At 16.3% G+C, this 1,992-nt stretch carries 4 protein-coding genes; 3 read left to right on the top strand and 1 reads right to left on the bottom strand.

Features of this window, described 5'->3' with window-relative positions:
• Positions 1 to 183: hypothetical protein (locus tag GJT96_RS01080; RefSeq protein ID WP_169780394.1), on the bottom strand; the 183-nt coding region annotated here is incomplete at its 3' end.
• A gap of 181 nt (positions 184 to 364) precedes the next feature.
• On the opposite strand from GJT96_RS01080, the gene GJT96_RS01075 reads away from it, so the two are divergent.
• The 3 genes from GJT96_RS01075 to GJT96_RS01065 form a co-directional block, all read left to right on the top strand.
• A complete protein-coding gene (locus GJT96_RS01075; RefSeq protein ID WP_247646097.1) occupies positions 365 to 1,141 on the top strand; it encodes an inositol monophosphatase family protein in 777 nt (258 codons plus the stop codon).
• 108 nt (positions 1,142 to 1,249) lie between these two features.
• On the top strand, positions 1,250 to 1,522 hold the full coding sequence (locus GJT96_RS01070; RefSeq protein WP_169780393.1) for a BolA/IbaG family iron-sulfur metabolism protein: 273 nt from the start codon (positions 1,250 to 1,252) through the stop codon (positions 1,520 to 1,522).
• Between the two features lie 33 nt (positions 1,523 to 1,555).
• Positions 1,556 to 1,992, top strand: a 437-nt coding sequence (locus tag GJT96_RS01065) for an ATP-dependent Clp protease proteolytic subunit (protein WP_169780392.1), incomplete at its 3' end; no start/stop codon positions are given.

The following is a 1,992-nucleotide window of genomic DNA, read 5'->3' as shown; positions in this document are numbered from 1 at the left end:
CTTTAACATATGAAAATTTAATTTAATATCATTTTTTTTTATTGTTTTGATATTACAAAAAGTAATTTTTCCTTTAAATATATTTTTTTTAAAAAAAACTGAAATTTTAATGAATGTATTTTTATTTTTTTTAGATAATAATTCTAAAAAATGTTTTTGAGCTAATTTTGTAATTTGTAACATAATAAAATTAACATTTTAAAAATATTTATTTTAAATAATAAACATTGTTTTTTTAAAAAACAATGTTTATTACATAAAATATTTTTTATAAAAAATATTTAAAATATTAGTTTTTTATTATAAAATAAACATAAATCTATTATTTAATTATTTAATTCATAATATATATGAGAAATAATACATGCAACCAATGCTTAATATTGCTATACGTATAATTCGTAATATTGGTAATATAATTATTAAAAATTATGAAATTCATAATATCAATATAAATCATAATGATAATTATGATACTAATATTTTTATAAAAAAAATTTATAAAAATTTAAATAATATGATTACTAAAATATTTTATAAAATATATGCACAAAATATTATTATTGTATATAAAGAAAGTTTTTTAATTTTTAATTATAAAAAAACCATATGGATTATAAATCCCTTAGATGGAATTATGAATTTTTTTAAAAAAATACCTCATTTTTCAATATCTATTGCTATTTGTATAAAGGATAAAACAATAATTTCTTTAATATATGATCCATTAAAAAATGATTTATTTACAGCTATAAGAGGTCAAAATGCTCAATTAAATGGGTATAAATTACGTTGTAATAATTACATAAAACAAAAAAATTTGTTATTTGCTTTAAATAATAGTTATTTTTTTTCTAATAAAACGAATATTAATTTAATATATTTTTTTAAAAAAAATTTAATTTCATTAAGGATTAGTGGATGTATATCTTTAGATTTAGCATATTTAGCTGCAAATAAAATTGATTGTTATATAAATAATAATGTAAAAAATTTTTATTATTTACTTGCTGGAGAATTAGTGGTTAAAGAAGCTGGGGGATTAATAACTGATTTCATTAATAATTATAATTATAGAAATTCTTCAAATATATTAATTACTAGTTCTAATATTAGAAAATTAGTGATATCTAAACATTAAAATTTATTTTATAAAAATACAATTAATTCTATTAAAAATTAAAATATTTTATCATTAATAAAAAATATATTTTAAATTATAATAATTATAAATTTTGGATATATGATAATGATCATAGAAAATATAAAAAATAAAATAATATTTCAATTACAACCCATATATTTTAAAATTAATGATAATAATCAATCTAAAAAAGAAAAAATAATAAGTTATTTAGAAATTACTATTGTAAGTAATAATTTTATAAACCAATCATTAATTAGTCGTCATAAATTAATATATCATATTATAGGAAATAACATAAATAATATTCATTCACTTTCATTATATACTTATACACTAAATGAATGGAAAAAAATTAAAAAAAATAAAATTTTGTAAAATTATAAAATTATTTTTTATCAAAGGATAATAATGTTATATAAAAAAAATAATCAGATTATTAAAAATAATTACTTTAATACAATTCCAATTGTAATTGAAAATACTTCTCAAGGAGAACGATCATATGATATTTTTTCTAGACTTTTAAAAGAGCGTATTATTTTTCTTACAGGTCCTATTGAAGATAATATGGCTAATTTAATAGTTGCTCAAATTTTATTTTTAGATTCAGAAGATTCTAATAAAGATATTTTTATTTACATAAATAGTCCTGGAGGTATTATTACATCAGGAATGTCTATTTATGACACTATGCAATTTGTAAAATCAGATATTAGTACATTATGTATAGGTCAAGCATGTTCTATGGCTGCTTTTTTGTTATCTTCTGGTAAAAAAAATAAAAGATTTTGTTTGCCTCATTCCAGAATAATGATACATCAACCTATAGGAAATTATCAAGGCAG

Source organism: Enterobacteriaceae endosymbiont of Donacia piscatrix (assembly GCF_012569525.1).
Classification (GTDB): Bacteria; Pseudomonadota; Gammaproteobacteria; order Enterobacterales; family Enterobacteriaceae.
This window is presented reverse-complemented; position numbering and strand designations above follow the sequence as displayed.